A 23,178-nucleotide genomic window follows, 5' to 3' on the forward strand; every position below is an offset into this window, starting at 1 on the left:
AATTGGCTGCGTTGTGTGGGTCGGGGAGGCGCCGGGGCGCCCGCCGGGGGCTTACGCCGCCTGCGCCGCGAGGGCCGAGATGGCGCTCTGGAAGAACCCGAGCCCGTCGACGCCCGACCGCATGGCGGCGGCGGTGTCGGGGCCGAACCCGGCCTCCACGGCGTGCTCCGGGTGGGGCATGAGGCCCACGACGTTGCCGCGCTCGTTGGTCAGGCCCGCGATGTCGTTCAGGGATCCGTTGGGGTTCACGCCCCGGTAGCGGAAGGCCACCTGCCCCTCGCCCTCGATGCGCGCGAGCGTCTCGGCGTCGGCGGTGTAGCCGCCGTCGGCGTTCTTGAGGGGGATGATGATCTCCTGTCCCGCCTCGTACGCGTTCGTCCACGCCGTGTCCGCGTTCTCGACGACGAGCTTCTGGTCGCGTCGGATGAACTGCTGGTGCGCGTTGCGGATCAGGCCGCCGGGCAGCAGGTGCGCCTCGACGAGCATCTGGAAGCCGTTGCAGATGCCGAGGACGGGCATCCCGCGTCCCGCCGCGTCCTTGACTTCGCTCATGAGGGGCGCGAGCGCGGCGATCGCGCCGGCGCGCAGATAGTCGCCGTAGCTGAAACCGCCGGGCAGGACCACGGCGTCGACACCGTCGAGGTCGTGCGATCCGTGCCACAGCGCGACTGGCTCGGCGCCCGCGATGCGGACGGCGCGCTGGGCGTCGCGGTCGTCGAGGGATCCGGGGAAGGTGACGACGCCGATGCGCGCGGTCACTCGACGACCTCGATGCCGACGACGTCCTCGATGACCGAGTTGGAGAGGACCTCGTCGGCGACGAGCTTCGCCTCCGCGAGCACCTCGTCGGTGACCTCGCCGGTCACGGTCATCTCGATGCGCTTGCCGATGCGCACGTTCTCGAAGCGGCCGTGGCCGAGGCGATCCAGAGATCCGGTGACGGCCTTGCCCTGCGGATCCAGCAGCTCGGCCTTGGGCATGACGTCGACGACGATGGTGGGCATGTGTGAGCTCCGGATGTCGCGGGCGGGGTGTGCGCATCGATTCTATCCGCGGGCGGCTCGCTCCGCGGAACGAACCCTCGCATGTTGCAGTGAATGCAACTGTCCGTGCTTGCAATCGATACCTATTCGGCTCCTTCGGTGTCGAAGTGTTCCGCCCATAACAGCGTGATCTCGCGGATGCGGAGATCTGGGTTGACACAGTGATGCACTGTCCCATACTTTGTTGCATCTAATGCAAGATTTTGAGGCTTCTCCAGCGGCGCTTCGGCTGATCACGTCAGCATCGAACGTCGCACTGGCGAACCCGGAAGCGCAGGTTTTCAGTGCGATGATCGATGGTTGGCGGAACCAGCAGCTGTCGCGCGGGCTCCGTGAGCAGACGATCCGGAACCGGACGGCGACGGTGACACGGTTCCGTGATTTCGTGGACAAACCGCCTTGGAGGTGGACTGTCGCGGATGTGGATGAGTTCACTGCTCAGTCTGGCGGTCGCACTCGGACGTTGTCGACGATGCGCGCCAACCATGGGTCTATCCGTGGGTTCTGTGACTACCTCACGAACCCGTTGTACGACTGGATGGAGATCTGCGATCGCGAGTTTGGGGAGGTCCCTTCGCAGGTGTGCCTGCCGTGGAACACCGTGGCGCACCGGTTCGAGTTCGAAGGCCATGGGAAGCGTCGCCCGTTCACGTACGACGAGATCGAGCGCCTGTTCGATACGGCCGACGCCCGCGTCGAGCTGCTCGTGAGTTCCGGGCGAAAGGGTGCGCTCGGCGCGTTGCGGGATGCCCAGTTGCTGAAGACGGTCTACGCGTTCGGTCTGCGCCGCACTGAGGCGGTGATGCTCGATACCGTCGATTTGCACCACAACGCGAAGATGCGCCAGTGGGGCCGCTACGGCGGGGTCCACGTGCGATGGGCGAAGGCGGCGGGCGGTGGCGCGCCACGACGTCGCACGGTGCTGCTGGTGCCGGAATTCGACTGGTGGGTCCCCGGCATGCAGCAATGGCTCGAGCAGGCCCGGGCCCGTTTCGCGCCCGGAGACGACCTCGACGCGCTCTGGGTGACCGAGCGCCGCACGCGTCTGTCTGCTGGGTATCTCGATCGGAGGTTCGCAGAGTTGCGTGATGAAGCCGGCCTGTCGAAGGACCTGACGTTGCACAGCCTCCGGCACTCCTATGTCACACACCTTCTGGAGTTCGGGTACGCCGATCGATTCGTCCAAGAGCAGGTCGGGCATATGCATGCCTCGACGACCTCGATCTACGCCTCCGTCAGCTCGGACTACAAGAACCGTGTGCTCGCCGAAGCGCTGAAGGCCCTCATCGAAGGAGAAGCTGATGACCGTTGAGCTCGACACCGGCTGGAATCTGCGCAGCGTGATGGCGTCGCGCGGGATCTTCCAGACCTCCAAACTGAAACCCCTACTCGAAGAGCGCGGCATCGACCTGTCCCGGGAGCAGGTGTATCGGCTGGTGACTCAGCCGCCCCAGCGGGTGCGTCTCGACGTGTTGGCGGCGTTGTGCGATGCGCTGGAGTGCTCGCTCGACGATCTCGTGACGATCACTCGCCGGGAGGCCTCGACCCCGGTGGCGGTGGGTGAGGAGGCGACACGGGGGGCGATCGGTGATCTCCGTCCTGTTCGCGCGGCGATCCGTCGGCCGCGTACGAAGTAGCCGCGGTGGCCAAGCCTCCGCAGCTGCCGCGAGTCGCTGAAGTCGTCGCTCTCGTCCGCCCTCTCGTTCCCGAGATCTCTCCCGAGCGACTCACTGAGATCGTGCATACGGTCGCGCCAGTACCCCTCACGCAGCGGCTTCTTGAGCTCGCGCTGATCAAGCAGCCCGGAGTCCTGGAGGGGCAGCATGCGAACGTGCCAGCGACCGTTCAGAATCTGGCCCATGCGCTGGTCAAAGAAGGGGCGAGCCGGGTGGTGTTGCCGACGTGTGAGTCCTGCGGACGCGCGGTGAGAATGCCCCACAAGACGCCGGGCGGTGGTCGGCACTGCTCCCGATGCGAGCGGAAGGCCCGGTCCGTCTCCTGCGCGTCCTGTGGCCGGGTCCGGCCCGTGCAGCGCACCATCGACGGACAGCGTTTCTGCCGTGACTGTTGGCGAGCCGACCCTCGATCGTTCGGCGACTGCTCGCGGTGCGGTCAGCACGCGACCATCGTCGTCCGTCGCCCGGAACTCGTCTGCCTGGCCTGCTACACCGCACCGATCAAGACCTGTGGTCTTTGCGGAGAACCTGGCCGCGTCGCCTCGCACCTCGACGGACGACGAGTATGCGCGCGCTGCTACTACGCGATGCGCAGACCCCAACCTTGTCCCGAGTGCGCGCGCAGAGTGTTCCTCACCGGGTTCATGAATGGCCAGAAGGTCTGCGCCGACTGCGCGGGCACTCCGATCACGATGGCCTGCCCTGGATGCGGCTCGATCGAGGAAATCCGCAAACATCACCTCTGCGTCGAGTGCCGCCGGCCCGTCGCGATCCAACAGCTGCTCGCCGACGATGCGGGAGAGATCCGTGAGGATCTCCACCCGCTTGCTGACTATCTGCTCACGCACCATGGCAAAGCGGCGTCGCTCGAACGCTGGCTGCACAAGAGCAAGTGCGCGATGGTGCTCCGCGAGCTCGCGGACGGGACCCTGCCGCTCACCGCCGAGGCGATCATCACCCGAGCCCGGTCGGGACAGTCGGTCGCGTTCCTCCTCTCACTGCTGGTCCGTTCCGGCGTGCTGCCGGAGCTCGACGTCGAGGGCACGCGCTTCGACCACTGGCTCAACGACTGGCTCGGTGGCATCGACCATCCCGAGGACCGGCTGATCCTGCGCCGCTACTGCACCTGGGAGCTCCTCCGATCCACTCGGACACTGCGCAGCGCGTCCAGCCCTGCTTCCGGCTTCCAGAGGCAGAGGGCTGCACTGAAGTACTGCGCCGCGTTCCTCGGGGAGATCCGGGCGCAGCAGGAGACGCTGGCGACGTTCCCGCAGCGCCTACTCGACGCGTATCTGACCGATTCGCCTAGCCAACGCGACGCGCTGGCACCGTTCACTCGCTGGCTGCGAAAACACCGGCTGAGCACCCTTCGGGTCGAGTTTCGAGCCCATCGCCTCGAGGGGCGAGACTACGCCTCTGATCACCGATGGCAGATGGCCCGCAGGTTCCTGTCCGATGCCGACATGGACCCGAAGACCCGGGCCGCGGGTCTCCTCGTGCTGCTCTACGGGATCCAGCTGACCCGCATCGTCACGATCACCCGGGCACAGGTCGACACGAGCTCGCGGCCCGTGACGCTCACCGTCGGGGCCGAGCCGATCGAGGTCCCCGCGATCCTCGGCGACGCCATCGTCGAGCTCGTCGATGCCACAAAGGGCCATCCTGAAGGGTGGTTGTTCCCCGGCCGGAACCCGGGCCGTCACCTCACCCCGGGGCCGCTCAGCCGTCGCCTTCGCGCCGAAGGCCTGCTTGCCGGGAGCGCCCGCACGACAGCGCTCATCGAGCTCACCCGGCAACTGCATCCCCGGATCGTCTCGGATCTCCTCGGCATCACGACGGCATCCGCTGCCTCATGGTCGCGTCTCGCCGGTGGCGAGTGGTCCGATTACCCGGCTCTCCGCTCCACCCACCCCTGATCAAGCATCACCCGTCAGAGCCGGGCCGGAAATCGCTTCGCGCAGTTGCTCGACGGTCGGAGAGCCTCCCAGCCCGGCAGGGGTACGGAACACCCGGCAGGCGAGCCCGACCGGCGTGTGCTCGTCGGCGAAGGGATCGACGCCGTCGACGAGGACGGTCGGTGACCCGTGGAATCCGAGGCGCTCGGCGTCCTCGGCGGTCTCGACCAACTGTCGTGTGACGCGGATATCTGATCGACCGTCGAGCAGCTCAGCAAGCCGGCGGTCGAGTACTTCCCAGTTCGGGCAGCCGTCGAAGTACTGCAGGGTGATCTCCATGGTTGGCCCTCTCAGTTCTCGGTGCCGCGGAGCATCAGGAGCGCTCCGGCAATCGTAGCGGTGACGATCACGATGTCGGCGAGGTTCCCGATGAACCAGTTGCCGTAGGCGAGGAAGTCGACGACGTGCCCCCGGGCGAATCCTGGTTGGCGGAAAAGCCGGTCGCCGGCGTGCGAAGCAGCGGCCCCGCCGAGCGCACCGATCACGATCGCCCACCCGGGGCGTCGGACCCGGAACGCGAACACGATCGCGGTGGCCGTGGCCGCGACGGCGATGAGAGCGAACACCCAGGTGAAGCTCTCCCCGAAGGAGAACGCCGCGCCGGGGTTGTACGCGAGCTGCAGGCCCAACAGGTCGCCGATCAGCGGGATGCGCTCGTGCTCCGACAGGGTGGCCTCGGCCCACACTTTCGTTCCCTGATCGATCACGACGACGACCACGGCGATCAGAAGCGCCCAGGCAGTGAGCCGCCAGCGTCCTCTCTGCGGACGCTCTCCCGACGCCGATGCCGACTCAACGTCGGTATTCGTGTCCGGGGTCATGCGAGGGCCTCGAAGAGACGGACGATAACGCCGGATTCAATGAGGATGAACAGGCCCAGGCCGATGAACACGACGGGGACGAGCCAGTGCTCGACACGTTCGAGCGTTTCGGTGACGGCCTTGTGGGTGCCGATCAGTCGCCCGGCAGCGCACCAGACGGCGACGAGGATCAGGAACACGACGATCATGACCGCGACGTCGCCGGGCGAGCTGGTGCGGAAGATCGGCGTGTAGAGGGAGATGTTGTCGGCCCCGTTGGCGATCGTGATCCCGGCGACCCCCCATAGTCCGACCGCGGTGATCTTGGAGTCGTCATCATCGTCGTCGCCGTTACGGCGCAGGCCGCGAATGAGCGTCCAGATGCCGATGCCGAGCGGGATCAGACCCAGGAAGCCGACCCATTCGTCCGGGACGATCGTGAGACCGAGCGCGGCGATCACGCTGATCACGACGAGTGTGATGAACCCGAGGTACTGGCCTGCGACGATCTGCCACGGTCGCGGCTTTCCCCGGCTGGAGGCGAGGAACAGCACGGTGAGCACGACGATGTCGTCGATGTTGGTCGCCGCGAACAGGCCGATCGCCGACCCGATGGTTGCGAGCATCAGCTTTCCATTCGTGGTGTGCGGGTGCGTGCGGCGCGCAGGCCGTTGAGGATCACGATGACCTCCGCGACCTCGTGGACCAGGACGACAGCCGCGAGCCCCAGGACCCCGAAGAGCGCGAGCGGGAGCAGTGCGGTGATGATCAGCAGGGACAGGATGATGTTCTGGTTGATGATCCGCCGGCCCCGCCGCGCGTGATCGAACGCCCGCGGGATGAGCCGCAGATCATGACCCGTGAAGGCCACGTCCGCAGACTCGATCGCCGCATCGGAGCCGGTCGCTCCCATCGCGATGCCGATGTCCGCGGACGCCAGGGCCGGGGCGTCGTTGATGCCGTCACCGATCATCGCGACCGATCCCGCCTTCGACAACTCGCCGATCGCGGTCGCCTTGTCCTCAGGGCGCAGCTCCGCGCGCACATCAGCGATCCCGGCCTGCGCAGCCAGCGCACGAGCGGTGCGGGCGTTGTCCCCGGTGAGCATCGTCATGCCGACGCCCTGATCCGCAAGCGTGCGGACCACCTCGGGGACTTCCGGACGCAGCTCGTCGCGGACGCCGATCGCCGCGACCGGTGCCTCGTCGCGGTGCACGATCACGACAGTCATGCCCTGCTCCTCAAGCCCTGCAACCCGGTCGCCGAGCTCGCCGGCGTCGAGCCAGCGGGGGCTGCCGACCGTGATACGAGCGCCATCGACGGTGCCGTCGATGCCGTGCCCGGCCTGCTCGGTCACATCCGCGGCCACGGGAACACCCGGGGCTGCAGCGGTGATCGCCGCCGCAAGGGGATGCGTGCTGTGCTGCTCCAGAGCCGCCGCCCAAGCCAGCGCCTGCTCCTCGGCAATGCCGTTCGCAGTGAGGACCGCGGTGACCGCGGGCTCGTTACGGGTCAGGGTGCCGGTCTTGTCGACCGCGACGTGCCGGACCGTGCCGAAGCGCTCGAAGACCGCGCCGGACTTGATGATCACGCCGAACTTGCTCGCCGCGCCGATCGCGGCAACGACCGTCAACGGCACCGAGATCGCCAGCGCGCACGGAGAGGCCGCTACCAGCACGACGAGCGCACGAGTGATCCATACCTCCGGGTCGCCCAGCAGTGACCCAATGATCGCGACGAGCGCTGCGAGAATCAGCACACCGGGTACGAGCGGGCGGGCGATCCGGTCCGCGAGACGCGCACGCTCGCCCTTCTCCGTCTGCGCTTTCTCGACCAACTCCACGATCGTCGTAAGCGAGTTATCGGTACCGGCCGCGGTCGCCTCGACCTCCAGCACGCCGGAGCTGTTAATCGCGCCGGCCGACACCGCGTCCCCGGGCTCGACCTCGACGGGGATCGACTCCCCGGTGATCGCCGAGGTGTCCAGGCTTGAGCGGCCAGAGCGGACGATCCCGTCGGTTGCGATCCGTTCGCCCGGGCGGACCACCATGACCTGGCCGACCGTCAACTCCCTCGCCGGCACCTGCGCAGAGACGCCGTTCTGCAGCACGGTCGCCGTCTCCGGCACGAGCTTCAGCAGCGCCCGCAGGCCGCCACGGGCACGGTCCATCGCCTTGTCCTCAAGCGCCTCAGCAATCGAGTACAAGAACGCCAGAGCAGCGGCCTCCTCCACATAGCCGAGGATGACCGCGCCGATCGCGCTGATCGTCATCAGCAGCCCGATCCCGAGCTTGCCCTTGAACAGCTTCCGAATCGCGCCAGGAGTGAACGTCGACGCGCCCAGCAGCAGGCCGATCCAGAACAGTACGAGCGCCGGGATCTCGAGCCCGGACCATTCAAGGATCAGACCAGCCAGGAACGCGACACCGGAGAAGACCGGCACCATGATCCCACGGTCCCTCCACCAGGGCCGCTCCACCTCTTCGGTCTCATCCTCCGCCGCAGTGGCAGGCTCGTGCTCGCAGCTACACGCCGCGCTCACGCGTCCGCCCCTGTACCGCAGCAGCCCGGCACCGTGCACGACGAGTCCACACACGGCGCGTGCTCATCGACCGCCAGCGTCACATCCACGAGCGCGACGAGCGCAGCCGCAAGATGCGGGTCAGCGATCTCGTAGCGCGTCTGGCGACCCTCAGGCTCGGCGACCACGATCCCGCAGTCACGCAGGCACGTCAGGTGGTTCGAGACGTTCGAGCGGGTCAGCTCCAGCTCGCGCGAGAGCACGGCTGGATAGCTCGGGGCGTTCAGCAGAGTCATCAAGATCCGGGAGCGCGTCGGGTCCGCCATGGCCCGGCCGAGCCGGTTCATGACGTCGAGGCGCGAAGCAATAGTCAGCATGTACTGAACTATACAGCAAGCGCTGATCAATCATTGGTGATCAGTTCCCCACCATTCATTGGGAGAAGAGTCGGAAGCCGCTGAATACGCAACTCAACAACAGTCGGCGCTACCAGTATGATCTCGTCGGGTTGGAACCCGGACCACTGATCCTGCTCGTCGACAACGACGACGGGGGCCTGCGAGTATCCGAGGTCCGTGGTGATCCACGGAACCCCGGGCTCCATCTCACACCCGGCCCGCTCAGTCGACGTCTCCGCGAACAGGGGCTTCGCTCAGGAAGCGCCCGGACCACGGCCTTGATCGATCTCACCCGTCGGATGCACCGCGGATCGTCTCCGACCTGCTCGGCATCACCCCCGCCTCCGCAGCCGCATGGTCGCGTCTCGCCAGCGGCGATTGGACGGACTATCCAGGGCTCCGCTCGGCCCCCGGCTTATGAACAGGTGCACCTACACTCGTCACGTCCGCGCGTCGTTCGAGCAGGATGGTGTCGCGCCACTGGCCTGCGAGCGGGCCGTGCTCCATGAGCGCTATCCGCTCGCGCCGGCCGACCTGGCGGAACCCCGCTCGCTCGTGGAGGCGGAGGCTGGCCGTGTTCTCGGGGAATACCGAGGACTGGATGGTCCAGATGCCCGTGTGCTCGGCGGCGCTGATCAGCCCCTCCAGCAGGAGACGCCCGACGCCTCTGCCCGACGACTGCGGCGCGACGTAGACGGAGTGCTCGACCACGCCGCGGTACACGGCGCGGGCGGAGACGGGGCCTGCGGCCGCCCAGCCGACGACCGTCGGTCCATCCGCCGCGACGAGCATGAGACCGGGCTGCTTGCCCGCTGCGAACACGTCCCAGGAGGGCGGCGGCTCGGATTCGAACGTCGCGTGGCCGGTCGCGATCCCGGCGCGGTAGATCTTCTCGACCGCGGGCCAGTCCGTCTCGACCATCGGCCGGAGCCCGACCGCTCCCATCAGCCCAGCAGCGCCTTCGCCGCATCGGCGAGCGTGCCGGTGGTAGGCCGGTAGTAGGCCCACTTCCCGCGCTGCTCCCTGGTGACCAGTTCCGCCTCGACGAGCAGCTTCATGTGGTGCGAGACGGTCGGCTGCGACAGGCCCACGGGGTCCGTGAGGTCGCAGACGCACATCTCGCCGGCGCTGCTGCCGACGATCATCGAGAGCAGCTTCACCCGCGTCGGGTCGCCGAGGGCCTTGAAGACCTTCGCGAGGTCGTGGGCCGTGCCGTCGTCCATCGCCTGGCCGGGGGCGCAGCACGCCCCAGCGGAAGAGGCGATGGTGGCGGGCAGTGCGTTCATGGCTCCATTCTGCCCGACGTATTGACATCTGTCGATATGAAGGACAGGATCGTTCCTGTCAACGCATCGAAGAACGTCAATGCATGGAGGTCGCAGTGAATCCTGTCGTCGTCATCGGGGCCGGTCCGCAGGGACTGGCCGCCGCCGCTCACCTGCTCGAGCGCGGGCTCGACCCGATCGTCCTGGAATCCGGCGACACGGCTGCCTCCGCGGTGGCCGAGTGGGGCCACGTCCGCCTGTTCTCTCCGTGGACCGAGCTCACCGACGCCGCGTCGCGACGCCTGCTGGAGCCCACCGGGTGGTCGGCCCCGACTCAGGGCTACCCGACCGGCGCGCAGTGGATCGATCAGTACCTCGCGCCCCTCGCCGACGCCCTCGGTGACCGCGTACGCTACGGAGCTCGCGTGGTCGGCGTCGGCCGCAAGGGCCGGGACCTCTCCGTCGACGCGGGCCGCGCCGAGCAGCCCTTCGTCGTCCACGTCGCGCGCGCCGACGGCGCCGAGGAGCGGATCGAAGCGAGTGCCGTGATCGACGCTTCCGGCACCTGGCGGACACCCAGCCCCGCCGGCGCTGACGGTCTTCCCGCCCTCGGTGAGAGGGCAGCGGTCGAAGCTGGGCTCCTGGAGCACCGCATGCCCGCGATCGAGGACGCCAGCCCCCTGGCGGGCCAGCACGTCGTGGTGGTCGGCAACGGGCACTCCGCGGCGACGACGATCGGGGTCCTGTCCAGGGTGGCCAAGCGTGAGCCGGGGACGCGGATCACCTGGGTGCTGCGCCGCGGCGCGGTCGGCAACACCTTCGGCGGCGGCAGCGCCGACGAGCTGCCCGAGCGCGGCGCGCTGGGCCAGCGGGCGAAGAAGGCCGTCGAAGACGGGCTCGTCGATCTCGTGACCGGGTTCCGCTCCGAGCGGGTCGTCATCGACGGCGGCCAGGCGGCGCTCGTGGCAGAAGATGGCCGCCGGCTCGCACCTGCCGCTCGGGTGTTCGTCGCCACCGGGTTCCGCCCCGACCTGTCCTTCCTCTCCGAGATCCGTCTCGACCTCGACATGCGCCTGCAGGCACCGTCGAAGATCGCTGCGGAGGTCGATCCGAACGTGCACTCGTGCGGCTCCGTGCGGGCCACCGGCGCAGCCGACCTCGAGCAGCCCGAGCCGGGCTTCTACATCGTGGGCGCGAAGTCCTACGGCCGTGCGCCGACGTTCCTCGCCCTGACCGGGTTCGAGCAGGTGCGCAGCGTCGTCGCCGCGATCGCCGGGGACCGCGAGGCCGCCGAGCGCGTGGACCTCGTCCTCCCGGACACGGGCGTGTGCGGAGGCTCCGGCCTGTTCGACGCTCCCGACCAGGAGTCTTCCGCCGGGTCGTGCTGCGCGTCGAGCCCCCAGCTCATCCAGCTCGGCACGGCACCAGCTGGCCGCTGAATCGCGGACAACAGGAAGGGGCAGGAACCAGACGGTTCCTGCCCCTTCGCACGTGCGGTACTGCTCAGCCCAGGAGGTCGGCGAGAAGGGTCTCGACGCGGCCCTTGATCTCGTCGCGGATGGGACGAACCGCCTCGATGCCCTGCCCGGCGGGGTCGTCGAGCTTCCAGTCCTCATACCGCTTGCCCGGGAAGAATGGGCAGGCGTCGCCGCAGCCCATCGTGATCACGACATCGGAGTCTTGCACCGCTTCGGTGGTGAGCACTTTTGGCTGCTCCGCAGTGATGTCGATGCCCACCTCACGCATCGCCTCGACGGCGACGGGGTTGATCTGGTCAGCGGGCATGGATCCGGCGGAGCGGACCTCGACGCGGTCACCGGCGAGCTCGCGGAGCCAGCCGGCGGCCATCTGGGAGCGTCCGGCGTTGTGGACGCAGACGAAAAGGACGGAGGGCTTCTGGTCAGTCATGGCAGTTTCCTTCAGTCAGTCGGTGAGAGTAGCGAGGAGCTCGCGGACGCGGCCCTCGATGTCATCGCGGATCGCGGCGACGCCCTCGGGCGAGGCCAGCGCTGGGTCTCCGACGGCCCAGTCCTCGTAGCGGACCCCGGGGATGATCGGGCAGACGTCGCCGCAGCCCATCGTCACCACCACGTCCGCGGCGCGCACCGCGTCGTCGGTCAGCGGCTTCGGGAACGCATCCCCCGCTAGCTGTTCGCCTTCGATCTCGGTGAGCAGAGAGCGCAAGTGCGGGTGCACATCCGCCGCAGGCGTCGACCCGGCGGAGCGGGCGATGACCTTGCCCCCGGCGAGCTGGTTGACAATCGCGGCGGCAAGTTGCGAGCGGCCCGCGTTCTGCACGCAGACGAACAGTACCTGCGGCACCGCTGTCACCCGATCTCTGGTCAGATCGGCCAGGCGCTGCCGGGCGAACCGTTCGGTCAGCGGGATCATGTGCGCCGTCAGCTTCGCTGAACGCACCAGGCCCGCGTAGGACTCGCGCACGATCGCGACCACGAGATCACGGTTCAGCCCGGTCAGCTCGTCCGCGAGTTCCTCGGCGAGGCGGGTCACGCGGGTGTCCATCTGCTGCAAGGCCTCGGCCCGTGCTGCGGTGTCTTCGGGCTCGTCCATGGCGGCTGCGGCGGGAGCGAACGCGTCAAGGAGAGCCGCGACGGCGCGCTGCTTGCCTGGCGCGATGCGGTAGTACACCCAGGTACCCCGCCGCTCGGACAGCAGCATCCCCGTCTCCTTCAGCACCTTCAGATGGTGGGAGACCGTCGGCTGCGACACCTCGGCGAGCTCGGCGAGGTCGCACACGCAGGACTCTCCGCGAGGGTCGATCGCGATCGCGGAGAGCATCCGCAGACGCAGCGGATCAGCGAGCGCCTTGAGCGCGCCGGCCACGGTGGTCGCGGCCTCGGTGCCGATGGCATGCGTCGCGGACGGCGCGCACGCCTCCGTGTTGGAGATGACGGCGGTATCGGTCATGACGTCCTCGATTCGACGGCGTAGGGGTCGGTGCGGAACCAGGCCCGGGCGGCCCAGAGCGAGACGTAGACGAGGCCCACGAGCACAGGCACCTCGATCAGGGGGCCGACGACTCCGGCGAGGGCCTGTCCGGAGGCCGCGCCGAAGGTGCCGATCGCGACCGCGATCGCTAGCTCGAAGTTGTTGCCCGCCGCGGTGAACGCGAGCGTCGTCGACCGTGCGTAGCCGAGGCCGAGGCCCTTGCCGAGCAGCAGCCCCGCGAACCACATCAGGCCGAAGTAGACCAGCAGCGGCAGCGCGATCCGCGCCACGTCGAGGGGCTTCGCCAGCACCGCATCGCCCTGCAGCGCGAACAGCAGCACGATCGTGAACAGCAGCCCGTACAGCGCCCATGGGCCGACCGCGGGCAGGAACTTCTCCTCGTACCAGGCGCGGCCATGGCGCTTCTCGCCGATCCATCGCGACGCGAAGCCCGCCACCAGCGGCACGCCGAGGAAGACGAGAACGTTCAGCGCGATCTGCCAGACGGAGACCTCCAGGCCCTGCGCGTCCAGGCCCAGCCAGCCGGGCAGCACCGTGAGATAGAACCAGCCCAGCACCGAGAACATCACGACCTGGAAGACCGAGTTGATCGCGACGAGCACCGCCGTCGCCTCGCGGTCGCCGCAGGCCAGATCGTTCCAGATCACGACCATCGCGATGCACCGCGCCAGCCCGACGATGATGAGCCCCGTACGGTACTCCGGCAGGTCCGGCAGGAACAACCAGGCCAGGGCGAACATCACGGCTGGGCCGGCCAGCCAGTTCAGCACCAGCGACGAGACCAGCAGTTTCTTGTCCCCGGTGACGGCGGCGACCTTGTCGTAGCGGACCTTCGCCAGGACCGGGTACATCATCACCAGCAGGCCCAGGCCGATGGGGATCGAGATCCCGCCGACCTCGAGCTTCGCCAACAGCCCCGAAAGAGCCGGCACGAAACGTCCGAGCAGCAGGCCCGCGACCATGGCGAGGCCGATCCACAGCGGCAGCCACTTGTCTAGGGTGGAGAGCCTCTTCGGGGCGGTACGGGTCAAAGCATCGGTCATGCGAGCAGCTCCTCGATCTTCGCGAGGTAGACGGGCTTCGGGTGCGCGCCGATCAGCGTGTCGACGCGTTCCCCGTCCCGGTAGAAGCCGAGGGTCGGGATCGAGGTCACGCGGGCCGCGGCCACAGTCTCGGGATTCTGGTCGGCGTCGAGCTTCACGATCTTCACCCGGCCCGCGTACTCGCCGGCGAGCTGGTCCAGGATCGGGGCGATCGCCTTGCACGGCCCGCACCAGGTCGCCCAGATATCGACCACGACGGGCAGCTCGGATTCGAGCACTTCAGCCTGGAAAGTGGCGTCGGTGACGGGGGTGACGGTGCTCATGCGGAGACCTCCAGGACGGGCTCGGGCAGGGTGGCGGGTGCGAGGTTCGACAGGTAGTGCTGGGCGTCCTGCGCGGCCGCGCAGCCGGTGCCCGCGGCGGTGATCGCCTGCCGGTACGTGTGATCGACGAGATCCCCGGCCGCGAACACCCCGGCCAGGTTCGTCCGCGTGGACGGGTGCGCGACACGAACGTAGCCGTCCGCGTCGGTGTCTACCTGGCCCGCGACGAGCTCGGAGCGAGGATCGTGCCCGATCGCGACGAACACCCCCGTCGCGTCGAGCGTGCGCTCGGCCCCGGTGACGGTGTCGCGCAGCACGAGCCCGGTGACCTGCTCGTCGCCGAGGATCGCGGCGACCTCGCTGTTCCAGGCGACCTCGATCTTCGGATCCTCCAGCACGCGCTGCGCCATGATCCTCGACGCCCGGAACTCGTCCCGGCGGTGCACTATGGTCACCTTCGACGCGAACCGAGTGAGGAACAGAGCCTCTTCCATCGCCGAGTCCCCGCCGCCGATCACGGAGATCTCCTTGTCGCGGAAGAAGAACCCGTCGCACGTCGCGCACCAAGACACTCCGTGCCCGGACAAGCGCTCCTCCTCAGGAAGGCCGAGCTTGCGATACGCGGATCCCATCGTCAGGACCACCGCCCGCGCCAGGTACGTCTCGCCAGCACCGGTCTCAACGGTCTTCACGTCGCCGTCGAGATCAAGGCGGATCGCGTCGTCGTAGACGATCTGCGCGCCGAACCGCTCGGCCTGCGCCCGCATCGACTCCATCAGCTCCGGCCCCTGCACGCCATCGACGAAGCCCGGGAAGTTCTCCACCTCGGTCGTCGTCATCAACGCACCGCCCGCCGTCACCGAGCCGGCGATCACGACCGGCGCGAGACCCGCACGTGCTGCGTAGACAGCCGCAGTGTATCCGGCGGGACCTGACCCGACGATGACCAGTTCCACCTCTTGATTCGACATGCATCTATATTGACATCTATCGAATCAATCCGCGAGTCCAAGCCGGCTTCGTCACCGAATGTTCACCCACCCCGCTCTGGCAGGGGCCGCCAATGCCCTCCGAGCGCGAACCTCTATATCGTCGACAAACCGTGCGCGAAAAGTGCACTCATCAACAATCGGACCTACCAGTACTGGCGAATCCGCGTCGCCGCTGGTTCACGCGGCACCTGTTTGAGCTCGCCATGGTCTTCCTCCCGGTCCTGCGCCCGCTTCGCATCCTTAGCGTCACCGTGATGACGCGCGTGATGCACAGGTCGGTGGGGTCAGGGCTGATCAACCCAGCAGGAGCAGCCGGCTGGCGAGGCGCACGCTCCCCGGCAGCGGCGGGGCGTCGAGCGTCTCGACCCGCGTGCGGCGGGCTACGACGTCGAGCCGCACGTCGGCGTCGGCGAGCACGTCGACGACCGTGATGAAGCGTTGGTGCGCGGCGGGATCCACGGTGGCGAGCGGCGGGACGTCGAGAATCGTCCAGGCGCCGAACCGGCGCGCCCACGCGAGGTAGTCGCGCGCCGATGTGGCGGCCTCGCACAGCTGCGCGAAGGTGATCGTCAGCGCGCCGTCCGCGGTCGCGACCGCGGGGAACGTGCGGCCCTCGGCGCGGAGCAGGGCGGCCGCCGGGCCGGGGGATCCGCCCGCCGCGACGCGCCAGGTCCCCGCGGCGAACCCGCCTCCCGACGCGCGCGCCCGGAAATCGTCGCCGCCCGCGACGTCGATCACGGTCAGGTGATCGCGGATGAGGCGAATCGCGGGTTCGGCCAACCGGTGCCACTCGGGGTCGGCGAGCAGGTCCTCCGGCGCGTGGTTCGAGGTCGCGACGATGCGCACGCCGCGCGCGAGGGCGTGGGCGAGGATCCGGCCCACGAGTCGCGCCTCGGCCGGGTCGACGATCTGCAGGTCGTCGATGAACACGGCGCGGGCATCGCCCAGCACGTCGCCGATCGCCTCATCCAGCGGGTCGCGCCGAGCGGCAGGGCCCGGATCCGCGGGGCCGTCGCCGTCCGCAGGACCCGCCGGCGGTGCTGCCGCCTCCCGCGCCGCGCGGACCTCCTCGTGCCGCAGGAACACGGCGCGGTGGAGCGCGTCGAGCAGGGCGTGCGCGTGCACGCGCAGCGTCTTCACGCGGGGGCCCTCGCGCCAGAACGCGTCGGCCACCCAGGTCTTCCCGCGCCCCACGGGCCCATGCGCGTAGACGCCGCGCGGCGAGAAGGCGAGCGCCTCGGCGACCCGCGCCTGATCACGGGTCAGCTCGAATCCCGCCGCGCGGGCGGCGCCGCGAATCCGGTCGACCGTGGCCTGCATTCCTCGATCCTCGCACGGGACACGGCGGGCCTTGACAGCGTGGGAGCGCTCTTCATAACGTCGGATCTGCCCGCGACGACGCGGGCGCACCGGCGCATGGGCGCGCCGGAGCATCGAAGGGACGCACCATGATCCGTTCACTCCCGGTCCCGCTCGCCGCGGCGCCCACGCTGACGCGGCGCGAACGGGGGCGGCGCGATGCCCGCGGATGACGTCGGCCCGGCGCGCGCGCCCGGTCCGGCCCCGACGCTGGAGGAGGTCGCCGCGCGCGCCGGCGTCTCCCGATCGACCGTCTCCCGCGTTGTGAACGGCGGGGAGCGCGTCAGCCCCGCCGCGCTCGCCGCGGTAAACCGGGCGATTGCCGAGCTCGGGTACGTGCCCAACCGCGCGGCGCGCTCGCTCGCGTCGCGCCAGACCCACACGGTCGCGCTCGTCGTGCCCGAGGACACGTCGCGGTTCTTCGGGGATCCGTACTTCGCGGCCATCGTCGCGGGGCTGAACGAGCGCCTGACGCGGGCGCGGTACATGCTCGGGCTGTTCGCGGCCTCGGAGGATCCGCACGACCGCGCCGCCGCCTTCGTGGCCTCGGGGAGCGTCGACGGCGCCCTCATCGTGAGTCACCACACGAGCGACGCCTTCCTGGAGCGCCTCGCGCGCACGGGCCCCGTGGTCTTCGGCGGTCGTCCGGCCCATCCCCGCCCCGGCGACGTCTGGGTCGACGTCGACAACCGCGAGGGCGGGCGCATGGCGGCCCGGTGGATCCTCGCGCGCGGGCGCACGCGCATCGCGACGATCGCCGGCTCGCTCGACATGCCGGCCGGCCAGGAGCGGCTCGCGGGCTTCCGCGAGGTGCTCGCAGAGGCGGGGCTGGCGCCCGTCGCGGTGGAGGACGGGGGCTTCTCGGCGGTCGGCGGCGCGCGCGCCATGGAGCGGATCCTCGCGGCGGGCGGCGCGCCCGACGCGCTCTTCATCGCCAGCGACCTCATGGCGCGGGGCGCGCTGGCCGTGCTGGCGCGGGCGGGGATCCGCGTGCCTACCGACGCCCTGATTGTCGGCTTCGACGACTCGCCCGTGGCCAGCGCGGTGGTGCCCGCGCTGACGACGATCCGCCAGCCCTCCCACGATCAGGGCGTCGCCATGGCCGACGTGATGCTGCGGATCCTCGCGGGGGAGGATCCGCCCCGCGAGACGCTGCTACCGCTGGAGCTGGTCGTGCGCGACAGCGGCTGAGCGGGCTACGCCGCGGGAACCGGATCCGCCCTGCGCGCGTGCTCTGCCCACGCCGGTTCCGCGGGGAGGATCCGGAGCGCGCGCGTGCCGACCGCGAGCGCGGCGGCGAGCGCGCAGATGCCCGCGCACACGAGGATCGTCGGCCCGCGCCCGGCCCACGCGAGCCCGAGGCCCGCGACGAGCGGCGCGAGCGGCATCGCCCCGCGGGAGAACACCTGCGCCGCCGCGTTCGCCCGCCCCAGAAGGCGGTCGGGCGTGGCCACGACGAAGTACCCGCTGAGGCCGGCGTTCACGGCGGGGAGGAGGAGTGCGGGCGCCGCGAGCACGGCCGTCACCGCCCACGGGGTCGTCACCAGCGCGACGCCCGCCGCCCCGCACGCGAGCGCGGCGAGCCCCGCGATCGCGACGAGCCCGGTCGGGAGGCGGTGGACGACGGGGCCCGCTCCCAGGGCGCCGACGAGCATGGCCGCGCCGACGCCCGCACCGACCCAGCCGATCGCGGCGGGGGAGTGGCCGGCCTGCTGGAGGGCGTAGATCGCGGTCGTGACGGCCGCCGAGATCCCGAGGTTCACGATGGTCGTGACGACGACGACGCCCCGGAGGTCGGGCCGCGCCCAGATCCACGCGAGCCCCTCGACCACCTCCCGCCCAGCCGATCGCGGGCCGGCCCCGGAGGCCGCGCGGGGGCGGGGTGCGGCGCCGGGAGCCCCCGCGGCGGGGCGCAGGCGGCTGATCGCCCAGGCCGAGGCGCCCGCGATGGCGTGGCACGCGGCCATGGCCGCGCCGACGGCGCCGGCGCCCGCCGCAAGCAGCAGGCCGCCGAGCGGGCCGCCCGCGAGCTGGAGCGCGGCGTCGCGCGCCTGGTTGGCGGCCTGCGCGCGGCCCATCGCCTCGGGTGCGACGACCTGCTTCAGCGCGCTCTCCCCCGCGACGTCGAACAACCCGGTGCGCGCCGCGAGCAGCGCGTCGATTGCGAGGAGCACGGCGAAGGTCAGCGCGTCGGCGGTCGCGAGGAGGGTAAAGGCCCCGGCGAGAGCGCAGCCGATCACCGCTCCCGCGATCATGAGGGGAACGCGCGGGCGCCGGTCGGCGAGGACGCCGCCCGCGAGTGTGAGGACGAGCCGGACGGCGGCGCCCGTCGCGGCGATGACGCCCGCCTGCGCGGGGTCGTCCGTGACGACGAGCGCGATGAGCGGCACGGCGAAGGCGAACAGCGCCTCGGCGAGGCCCCGACTCGTGTCGCTCACGAGCCAGGCGACGTAGCGCGCGTTGCGGAACAGGGGGGTCATAGCGTCAGGCTAGATCCACAAATGAAATTGCGCAATAAAAGTTGCGCAAGTATCGCTGGCTAGACTCGACGCATGACGGCAGGCGCGGAGCGGTCCGAGGGGTCCGAGCGGGAGAGCTGGCTCACGGCGGAGATGCTCAAGGCGCTCGCGCACCCCATCCGCCAGCGCCTCGTGCGGCTGCTCCGGCGCCGCGAGTATCTCCGCGCCGCCGACGCCGCCGCGGAGCTCGGCGAGCCCGCCAACAAGGTCAGCTTCCACCTGCGCGTGCTCGCGGACGCCGGCTTCCTCGTGGAGGCGCCGGAGCGCGCGCGCGATGGCCGCGACCGCGTGTGGCGCGCGGTGCCGGGGGCGTGGAACCTCGGCGGGCCGGAGCACCCGGTCCCGGACGAGGCGCTCGGCGCGGTCGTGCTGCGCTCCGTCGTCGACGAGCACCAGGACCTCGTGCGCCGCGTCGCCGCGTGGGCGCCCGACTACACCTCGGGTCGCGACGCGGACACGCACGGCACCTTCACGCGCGCATCGGCGCGCCTGACGCCGGCGGAGTTCGAGGCCCTCATGGAGCGGATCCAGGACCTCATCGCGGACGCCGAGCGCGCGCACGACCGCGCCGATCCGGCCAGCACGTTCTACGAGATCGACATCGTCGCGGCCGACGACACGTTGCGGTAGGGCGTCAGGACTGCGGGTCCCCGCCCATCTGGCCCACGGCGGGGATCGGCCCGCCGTCGTCCGCGCCGGTGCGGCGCGCGCGGGCGATGAGGTTACCGAGGTGGTAGATCGCGAGCGCCGCGACCGTGCCGAGCACGATGCCGCCGAACTCGAAGCCCTCGATGTGCGCCGTGAAGCCTGCGATGCCGATCACGAGCGAGACGGCGGCCGTGTACTGGTTCACGGGGCGCGAGAAGTCGACGCGGTTGTCGACCCAGATCTTGATCCCGATGATCCCGATGAGGCCGTAGAGCGCGGTCGTCACGCCGCCGAGCACACCCGGCGGGATCGAGTTGAACACGGCGCCGATCTTTGGCGAGAACGCGAGGAGGATCGCGGCGAGGCCCGCGACCCAGTACACCGCGGTCGAGTACACCCGCGTCGCGGCCATGACGCCGATGTTCTCGCCGTACGTCGTGGTGCCGGATCCGCCGCCCGCGCCCGCGATCGTCGTCGCGAGGCCGTCCGCGATGAGGGCGCGGCCCGTGTAGCGGTTCACGCCCTGGTCCGTCATCGTCGCGACCCCGCGCACGTGCCCCACGTTCTCCGCGATGAGCACGAGCACGACGGGGAGGAACATCGCGATCGTCGACCAGGTGCCGGGCGAGGCGAAGTCCGGCGCGTGGAACTCGGGAAGCCCGATCCAGGCCGCGTCCGAGATGACCTCGGCGGGGGAGAGGCCCGTGTCGGGGTTCTCGACCCCGAAGTAGCCGGTCGCGATCGCGTAGAGGTAGCCGACGAGGACGCCGAGGAAGATCGAGATGCGCCCGAGGAAGCCGCGGAAGAGGACCGCGAACAGGATGACGGCGACGAGCGTGATCGTCGCGGCGACGCCGTCGACCTGGAAGTTCGCCCACGCCGTCGGGGCGAGATTGAACCCGATGAGCGCGACGATCGCGCCCGCGACGACCGGCGGCATGAGCCGATCGATCCAGCCGAGGCCCGCGACCTGGACGATGACGCCGACGAGGGCGAGGAGAACGCCGACCGCGACGACGCCCGCGAGGGCGGACCCGATGGCGCCCGACGCGGTCGCGGCCGTGATCGGCGCGATGAACGCGAACGATGAGCCGAGGTAGCTCGGCAGGCGGTTGCCCGTGATGACGAGGAAGAGCAGGGTGCCGAGGCCCGAGAACAGCAGGGTCGTCGAGACGGGGAAGCCCGTGAGCGTCGGGACGAGGAACGTCGCGCCGAACATCGCGACGACGTGCTGGATCCCCATCGCGATCGTGGCGGGCCAGTTCAGCCGCTCGCCGGGCGAGACGACCTCCCCGGGGGCGGCGGTGCGTCCGTTTCCGTGCAGGGTCCAACCGAACATGCGGGTCCTTCGTCGAGGGGCGGGTGACCGGGAGAGCGCATGCCGGTCGGATCCACGTTACCCGCGTTCCCAGGGATCGCGCACGCCGCCCGGGCAGGATCTCCCTGGGCGGCATTTCGTCGGATTGCCGATGAATCCCCTGATGGCGGGCGCTGTTCCGCGCTATGTTGTCGCCCGAGTACCCGAGCGAAGACAAGAGAATCCGGAACGGACATGACGGACGAGAACACCCCACGGGAGAAGAAGACCCCCGTGCGCAACCTGGTGCGCGAGGTGACCCACCCCGCCCTGATCCCCGGGATCGGCGTGGAGGACACGCCCCGGACCTTCGCGACCAACTGGGTCGTGCTCGGCGTGGCCGGGATCGCGACGCTCGGCGTCGTGATCTGGGGCATCCTGGCGCCCGAGAACATCCTGGCGGTGGGCGGATCCGCCCTCACCTGGGTGATGACGAACTTCGGCTGGCTCTTCTCGGCGCTGGCGATCGTGATCCTCGGCTTCATGCTCGTGGTGGGCTACGGGCGCACCGGCGGCGTGCGGCTCGGCGCCGACGACGAGCAGCCCGAGTTCTCCACGACGGCGTGGATCGCCATGCTGTTCTCCGCGGGCATGGGCATCGGCCTGCTGTTCTGGGGGCCGGCCGAGCCGCTCGACTTCTTCCAGAACGTGCCGCCGGGCGTCGACGCCGAGCCGGGCTCGCGCGACGCGATGATGGCCTCGCTCGCGCAGGCCACGCTGCACTGGGGCCCGATGGCGTGGGGCCTGTACGCCCTCGTCGGCGGCGCGATCGCCTACAGCGCCTACCGCCGCGGCCGCGCCCCGCTGATCTCGGCGATCCTCACGCCCATTTTCAAGGAGAAGACCGAGGGCTGGATCGGATCCGTCATCGACATCTTCGCGATCCTCGTGACGCTCTTCGGCACGGCCGTGACGCTCGGCCTCGGCGCGCTGCAGGTCGCGGCGGGCGTGGAGGTCGTCTCCGGCATCGGCGACCTCGGGAACGCCGGCATCATCGTGATCGTCACGGTCCTGACCGCCGGCTTCGTGATCTCGGCGGTCTCGGGCCTCAAGCGCGGCATCCGCCTGCTCTCGAACGCGAACATGGTGCTCGCGGGCCTGCTCGCCGTCGTCGTGTTCGTCGGCGGACCCACCCTGTTCCTCCTGAACATCATTCCCTCGAGCATCCCGAACTTCCTCGACGAGCTGTGGGCCATGCTGTCCCGCAACGCCGCTGAGGGCGAGGATGCGGCGGCGTTCGTGTCGTCGTGGACGAACTACTACTGGGCGTGGTGGATCTCGTGGACGCCGTTTGTCGGCATGTTCATCGCGAAGATCTCCCGCGGTCGCACGCTGCGCGAGTTCGTCACGGTCGTCATCATCGTCCCGGCCGCCGTCTGCGTCGCATGGTTCGGCATCATGGGCGGCGCCTCGATGTTCTTCGACGAGGCGTCCGGCGGCGACCTCACGGCCGCCTACGGCGATGGCGGCGCGCAGGCGGTGCTCTATGCGCTGTTCGACGCGCTCCAGTCGCACGTGACGATCTTCGGCACGGCGTTCCCGCTCGCGACGATCCTCAACGTCATGGCGATGATCTCGATCATCCTGTTCTTCGTGACCTCCGCCGACTCCGCGTCGATCGTGATGGGATCCATCACCCAGCGCGGCCGCCCGGAGCCGACCGCGTGGGTGACGATCGCGTGGGGCCTCCTGCTGTCGGCGACCGCCCTCGTGCTCCTGCTCGCGGGCGGAAACGACGCGCTGACGGGCCTGCAGTCGATCATGGTCGTCACGGCGCTGCCGTTCGCGATCATCCTCATCGGCGTGCTCTTCTCGTGGGGCAGCGACCTGCGGAGCGACCCGTACATGATCCGGCGCGCCTTCGCGAAGGCCGCGATCGCGCAGGGCGTGCGCCGCGGCATCGAGGAGCACGGCGACGACTTCGTCTTCGAGGCGACCGAGGTCGCGCCCGACGAGGGCGCGGGCGCGGGCATTGACACCGAGGCGCTCGAGCTCACCGAATGGTGGGACACCGCGACCGGGCAGATGCCGATCGTGCCGCAGGCCACGACGGCGGGCGACGTCACGCGCACGCTCGAACCGGGGCGGATCCAGCAGCGCGGCCCGGCGGATCCGCACCACTCCGCGTCGGGCGAGGCGTCCCTTACGGTCGGCGAGGAGCGCTGGACGCGCCGCGAGCGCCGAGAGCGGGAGGCGGCCGAGGCGGCCGCGGACGCGCCCGGTGATGAGGGGCCAGACGCCGACGGCGACGGCCGCCCGACGGGCGCCTGACGAGACGCCGCGCGAGGGGCGCCGCGGGAGACCCCGGC

24 protein-coding genes are annotated in these 23,178 nt (G+C 69.9%); 7 read left to right on the forward strand and 17 right to left on the reverse strand.

Going from position 1 to position 23,178, the window contains the following annotated elements:
• Positions 1–51 precede the first annotated feature (51 nt).
• Both purQ and purS read right to left on the reverse strand, forming a co-directional pair.
• Complete coding sequence (purQ, locus tag GJQ66_RS06740) at positions 52–759, reverse strand: phosphoribosylformylglycinamidine synthase subunit PurQ (RefSeq protein ID WP_368732753.1); 708 nt, start codon at positions 757–759, stop codon at positions 52–54.
• The gene (purS, locus tag GJQ66_RS06745; protein ID WP_155048597.1) at positions 756–1,004 is read right to left on the reverse strand and encodes a phosphoribosylformylglycinamidine synthase subunit PurS; all 249 of its coding nucleotides are present in this window, start codon (positions 1,002–1,004) and stop codon (positions 756–758) included. The genes purQ and purS overlap by 4 nt, the downstream gene beginning before the upstream one ends.
• 232 nt (positions 1,005–1,236) lie before the next feature.
• On the opposite strand from purS, the gene GJQ66_RS06750 reads away from it, so the two are divergent.
• The 3 genes from GJQ66_RS06750 (at position 1,237) to GJQ66_RS06760 (ending at position 4,635) form a co-directional block, all read left to right on the forward strand.
• Positions 1,237–2,355, forward strand: a complete 1,119-nt coding sequence (locus tag GJQ66_RS06750) for a tyrosine-type recombinase/integrase (RefSeq protein ID WP_230379397.1) — start codon at positions 1,237–1,239, stop codon at positions 2,353–2,355.
• Entirely contained in the window at positions 2,345–2,680 is a 336-nt protein-coding gene (locus tag GJQ66_RS06755; protein ID WP_058631822.1) for a helix-turn-helix transcriptional regulator, read from the forward strand. Before GJQ66_RS06750 ends, GJQ66_RS06755 begins: the two co-directional genes overlap by 11 nt.
• Before the next feature lie 665 nt (positions 2,681–3,345).
• Positions 3,346–4,635: a hypothetical protein gene (locus GJQ66_RS06760; RefSeq protein WP_058631821.1), complete on the forward strand. Its 1,290-nt coding sequence runs from the start codon at positions 3,346–3,348 to the stop codon at positions 4,633–4,635.
• Here the strand turns inward: GJQ66_RS06760 and GJQ66_RS06765 are convergent, their stop codons facing one another.
• The 7 genes from GJQ66_RS06765 to GJQ66_RS06795 form a co-directional block, all read right to left on the reverse strand.
• On the reverse strand, positions 4,636–4,953 hold the full coding sequence (locus GJQ66_RS06765; protein WP_058631820.1) for a hypothetical protein: 318 nt from the start codon (positions 4,951–4,953) through the stop codon (positions 4,636–4,638).
• Positions 4,954–4,964: 11 nt separating this feature from the next.
• Positions 4,965–5,495: a signal peptidase II gene (locus tag GJQ66_RS06770; protein ID WP_036297873.1), complete on the reverse strand. Its 531-nt coding sequence runs from the start codon at positions 5,493–5,495 to the stop codon at positions 4,965–4,967.
• Positions 5,492–6,100, reverse strand: coding sequence for a cadmium resistance transporter (locus tag GJQ66_RS06775; protein ID WP_036297875.1), 609 nt, complete (start codon positions 6,098–6,100; stop codon positions 5,492–5,494). Before GJQ66_RS06775 ends, GJQ66_RS06770 begins: the two co-directional genes overlap by 4 nt.
• Positions 6,100–7,920, reverse strand: coding sequence for a cation-translocating P-type ATPase (locus tag GJQ66_RS06780; RefSeq protein WP_230379400.1), 1,821 nt, complete (start codon positions 7,918–7,920; stop codon positions 6,100–6,102). Before GJQ66_RS06780 ends, GJQ66_RS06775 begins: the two co-directional genes overlap by 1 nt.
• Before the next feature lie 92 nt (positions 7,921–8,012).
• Positions 8,013–8,372 carry a helix-turn-helix transcriptional regulator gene (locus GJQ66_RS06785; RefSeq protein ID WP_036297877.1) on the reverse strand — a complete coding sequence of 120 codons (360 nt, stop codon included), beginning with the start codon at positions 8,370–8,372 and terminating at the stop codon, positions 8,013–8,015.
• A gap of 408 nt (positions 8,373–8,780) precedes the next feature.
• On the reverse strand, positions 8,781–9,338 hold the full coding sequence (locus GJQ66_RS06790) for a GNAT family N-acetyltransferase (protein ID WP_155048598.1): 558 nt from the start codon (positions 9,336–9,338) through the stop codon (positions 8,781–8,783).
• Positions 9,338–9,679: a helix-turn-helix transcriptional regulator gene (locus GJQ66_RS06795; RefSeq protein WP_155048599.1), complete on the reverse strand. Its 342-nt coding sequence runs from the start codon at positions 9,677–9,679 to the stop codon at positions 9,338–9,340. Before GJQ66_RS06795 ends, GJQ66_RS06790 begins: the two co-directional genes overlap by 1 nt.
• A gap of 83 nt (positions 9,680–9,762) precedes the next feature.
• On the opposite strand from GJQ66_RS06795, the gene GJQ66_RS06800 reads away from it, so the two are divergent.
• Positions 9,763–11,097 carry an NAD(P)-binding domain-containing protein gene (locus tag GJQ66_RS06800; protein ID WP_155048600.1) on the forward strand — a complete coding sequence of 445 codons (1,335 nt, stop codon included), beginning with the start codon at positions 9,763–9,765 and terminating at the stop codon, positions 11,095–11,097.
• A gap of 64 nt (positions 11,098–11,161) precedes the next feature.
• Here GJQ66_RS06800 and GJQ66_RS06805 read toward each other — a convergent pair whose 3' ends face one another.
• The 6 genes from GJQ66_RS06805 to zapE form a co-directional block, all read right to left on the reverse strand.
• Positions 11,162–11,566: an arsenate reductase ArsC gene (locus GJQ66_RS06805; protein ID WP_155048601.1), complete on the reverse strand. Its 405-nt coding sequence runs from the start codon at positions 11,564–11,566 to the stop codon at positions 11,162–11,164.
• A 15-nt stretch (positions 11,567–11,581) separates the two neighbouring features.
• Positions 11,582–12,586, reverse strand: coding sequence for a metalloregulator ArsR/SmtB family transcription factor (locus tag GJQ66_RS06810; protein WP_155048602.1), 1,005 nt, complete (start codon positions 12,584–12,586; stop codon positions 11,582–11,584).
• On the reverse strand, positions 12,583–13,671 hold the full coding sequence (arsB, locus tag GJQ66_RS06815; protein WP_155048603.1) for an ACR3 family arsenite efflux transporter: 1,089 nt from the start codon (positions 13,669–13,671) through the stop codon (positions 12,583–12,585). Before arsB ends, GJQ66_RS06810 begins: the two co-directional genes overlap by 4 nt.
• Positions 13,668–13,994 carry a thioredoxin gene (gene trxA, locus GJQ66_RS06820; protein ID WP_155048604.1) on the reverse strand — a complete coding sequence of 109 codons (327 nt, stop codon included), beginning with the start codon at positions 13,992–13,994 and terminating at the stop codon, positions 13,668–13,670. The genes arsB and trxA overlap by 4 nt, the downstream gene beginning before the upstream one ends.
• Positions 13,991–14,965 carry a thioredoxin-disulfide reductase gene (gene trxB / locus GJQ66_RS06825; protein WP_155048605.1) on the reverse strand — a complete coding sequence of 325 codons (975 nt, stop codon included), beginning with the start codon at positions 14,963–14,965 and terminating at the stop codon, positions 13,991–13,993. The genes trxA and trxB overlap by 4 nt, the downstream gene beginning before the upstream one ends.
• A gap of 315 nt (positions 14,966–15,280) precedes the next feature.
• The gene (gene zapE / locus GJQ66_RS06830) at positions 15,281–16,306 is read right to left on the reverse strand and encodes an AFG1/ZapE family ATPase (RefSeq protein WP_196215828.1); all 1,026 of its coding nucleotides are present in this window, start codon (positions 16,304–16,306) and stop codon (positions 15,281–15,283) included.
• A 198-nt stretch (positions 16,307–16,504) separates the two neighbouring features.
• Between zapE and GJQ66_RS06835 the strand changes: the two genes are divergently transcribed.
• Positions 16,505–17,536, forward strand: a complete 1,032-nt coding sequence (locus GJQ66_RS06835) for a LacI family DNA-binding transcriptional regulator (protein WP_155048607.1) — start codon at positions 16,505–16,507, stop codon at positions 17,534–17,536.
• A gap of 5 nt (positions 17,537–17,541) precedes the next feature.
• On the opposite strand, the gene GJQ66_RS06840 is transcribed toward GJQ66_RS06835, so the two are convergent.
• Positions 17,542–18,825, reverse strand: coding sequence for an MFS transporter (locus tag GJQ66_RS06840; RefSeq protein ID WP_155048608.1), 1,284 nt, complete (start codon positions 18,823–18,825; stop codon positions 17,542–17,544).
• Between the two features lie 72 nt (positions 18,826–18,897).
• Here GJQ66_RS06840 and GJQ66_RS06845 point away from each other — a divergent pair, with 72 nt between their 5' ends.
• Positions 18,898–19,494 (forward strand): helix-turn-helix domain-containing protein, encoded by a 597-nt coding sequence (locus GJQ66_RS06845; protein ID WP_155048609.1) that lies wholly within the window; start codon positions 18,898–18,900, stop codon positions 19,492–19,494.
• 4 nt (positions 19,495–19,498) lie between these two features.
• Here the strand turns inward: GJQ66_RS06845 and GJQ66_RS06850 are convergent, their stop codons facing one another.
• A complete protein-coding gene (locus GJQ66_RS06850) occupies positions 19,499–20,851 on the reverse strand; it encodes a uracil-xanthine permease family protein (protein ID WP_155048610.1) in 1,353 nt (450 codons plus the stop codon).
• 213 nt (positions 20,852–21,064) lie between these two features.
• Here GJQ66_RS06850 and GJQ66_RS06855 point away from each other — a divergent pair, with 213 nt between their 5' ends.
• Positions 21,065–23,140, forward strand: a complete 2,076-nt coding sequence (locus GJQ66_RS06855) for a BCCT family transporter (protein ID WP_155048611.1) — start codon at positions 21,065–21,067, stop codon at positions 23,138–23,140.
• The last annotated feature ends 38 nt before the right edge of the window (positions 23,141–23,178 follow it).

The organism is Microbacterium sp. ZXX196 (genome assembly GCF_009709595.1).
GTDB classification, from domain to species: Bacteria; Actinomycetota; Actinomycetes; order Actinomycetales; family Microbacteriaceae; genus Microbacterium; species Microbacterium excoecariae.